Annotated in this window: 4 protein-coding genes; 3 read left to right on the top strand and 1 reads right to left on the bottom strand. The window is 36.9% G+C overall.

Annotated features, from left to right (window positions below):
* The 3 genes from AC559H_RS24870 (at nt 1) to AC559H_RS24860 (ending at nt 1,299) form a co-directional block, all read left to right on the top strand.
* Nucleotides 1–177, top strand: coding sequence for a DUF2997 domain-containing protein (locus AC559H_RS24870; protein ID WP_071782775.1), 177 nt, complete (start codon nt 1–3; stop codon nt 175–177).
* Between the two features lie 91 nt (nt 178–268).
* A complete protein-coding gene (locus AC559H_RS24865; RefSeq protein WP_026796182.1) occupies nt 269–667 on the top strand; it encodes a DUF1257 domain-containing protein in 399 nt (132 codons plus the stop codon).
* A gap of 122 nt (nt 668–789) precedes the next feature.
* Nucleotides 790–1,299: a hypothetical protein gene (locus tag AC559H_RS24860; RefSeq protein WP_026796183.1), complete on the top strand. Its 510-nt coding sequence runs from the start codon at nt 790–792 to the stop codon at nt 1,297–1,299.
* Between the two features lie 116 nt (nt 1,300–1,415).
* On the opposite strand, the gene AC559H_RS24855 is transcribed toward AC559H_RS24860, so the two are convergent.
* Nucleotides 1,416–1,964, bottom strand: a complete 549-nt coding sequence (locus tag AC559H_RS24855) for an HU family DNA-binding protein (protein WP_051319895.1) — start codon at nt 1,962–1,964, stop codon at nt 1,416–1,418.
* Between the last annotated feature and the right edge of the window lie 324 nt (nt 1,965–2,288).

The raw sequence follows: 2,288 nt of genomic DNA, 5'->3' as shown, positions 1-2,288 counted from the left end.
ATTAATCCCGATGGCACAATAACTGAAAAAGTCCTCAATGGCTCTGGCTCTAATTGTACTGAACTTACTAAGGATTTAGACCTTGGTACAATTAAATCTCAAGAACTTTTACCAGAATATCATCAAGAAATTAATTATCAAATTAATCAAGAGGATACTTTATGGCAAGGATTTTAGTTTTGTTGATTCCAACTCTTTTTCTAATTACGATGTTGCTTCTCAAACATCAATTCTATCTAAACTAAAATCATTAACTCAGGAGTAAATTATGTCACATCTAACAACTATCAAAACCTCAATCAAAAGCCATGTTATCCTTGAACGAGTTCTCCATAAATTACTACAATCCCAACTTGATATTCTAACCGGAGCAACTCTCGAAACCAATAGCATTATCAAGGATTATTATGGCAATAGCACAATAGCAGACTTTGTTATTCGACGACCAAGGCATAATTATAATTTAGGATTCAAGCTCAATTCTCAAGGAGAATATGAATTTATTTCCGATAACGATGCTTGGGGGAAAACTAAATTTATGGAGGCTTTATTACCGATGTATGCAAGGGAAAATACAATTTATCAACTACTAGCTCAAGGATTTGAGATTGAATCCCAAACTGAGAATGATGGGACTATTAAGATTGTTGCTGGTAAATGGAGCTAAAACCAATAATATTAAGGATAAAAGTCTTCAGGATTCTGAGGGCTTTTTTTTATTGTGATTTATTATTGTCAAAAATAAAATATTGTAGTATGATAGAAGTACAGTTGTTATTTTGAATTAAAATGGTTTCACAAATTACGGCTAAGTTAGCAGTTTCGACACTAAAAGATGCAGTTTCAGATTTTAACTTTTGGGGAGAATCAGAATCGGATAGTCCGTTAGCAATTAAGCGCTCAAAGACCCCGTTAGATGATAAAAAAGTTCTAAGTTTAGATGCCGCAGCCCGGAAAAAAGCTGTTGGAGTAGAAGGGTATAAACCCCCGGAGCGGACTGTTCGAGTGATGGGTTTGAAAGAAACATTTTCCCCATTAGTTCAGCAAGCCCTAACTGAATTTCAAGCCGGAGCAACTGCGGTAATCGGAGGAGCCGGAATTGAAACTTTAGAAGTCACGGCAGAATCCTCGGAATATTACATCCAACTGTACTCGCTCTTTAAATTGTTAGATACTCCACGAGTCCTTTATGTCGAAGATACGGGAAATTCCCCTGACCCCTATACCGGATTATTCATTACGGGACTAAGTAGTGATGGTGAAACAATTTATGCACAAGCCTTGTTAACTCAAACTTAATTCTCCCTCTCTAAAGTTCTCCCTCTCTAAAGTTTTGGCATTAAAAAAAGACTATGGATCAGCCCATCCTAGTCTTTTTTTTATGGACTTAATTTCGGGGACTTAATTTCGGGGATTCAGGAAAATAAGTATTTTAATTTGGGGACTTCAGAAGCAGATTTCCAACCGTCTTGTCCCTCAGTCCAAACTAGGGTATCGGGGGTGATTTGCCATTTTAATTCCGATTCAGAAATTGGGATAGCAACCCCATCTTTAACAATGTGCCAAATCCTATTTGATACTGCTGCTGGTACTGGCGGGGGTACAGATGCCGGAGCGGTTAGAGTCGGGGGAATAGTTGGGGGAATAGTCAGGGGAGCCGGGGCAGTTAAGGTAGTTGGGGTAGAAGAAATAGAATCAGAATCCTGAATACCTTTCTCAAAACTATCAAAGAAACGAAGTCTAGGTTTAGTCCGAGGTTTAGCAAGGAGTTCTTCTCCGGTGCGGGGATTACGAGATTTCCGTTCCCCAAACTCCTTCGGGTAAAATACCCCAAATTTGGAGATTTCGACTTCATTGCCTGCCCGTAATTCTAATTGAACAAATTTGATAAAACCTTCAAGGACTGATTCAACAGTCGAACCACTGTATCCTGTTAGTTTTTCGATGTAGGTTGTGTCTAGCATTTAGTTATTGATAATATTAATTCGATTGTAATTGTATTTACTAAAATGGTCAACTACTTAACTTTCACCAACTTGAAGTAATCAACAAAATCAATTAACTCGTACTCTCCTGTCTATATTGACAGTTCATTAGTTTGGTAACTTGGTTTTCTGATCATCCTAATTGAAGTTTATTTACTTAATACAGTAATGCAGTATTTACTTAATGCAGTGTTTACTTGCTGTTTTATCTCTGTATTGCAGTAGATTTTACTGAATCAGAATCTGACTGAATCCTGCAAACTGTAATAAAATACTTAATTAATGCAGTAAGTAAGTAAATCA

It is taken from the genome of Planktothrix prolifica NIVA-CYA 540 (assembly GCF_963864145.1).
GTDB lineage: Bacteria > Cyanobacteriota > Cyanobacteriia > Cyanobacteriales > Microcoleaceae > Planktothrix > Planktothrix agardhii.
Note: the sequence above shows the minus strand (reverse complement) of the source record. Positions and strands in the feature narration are given on the sequence as shown.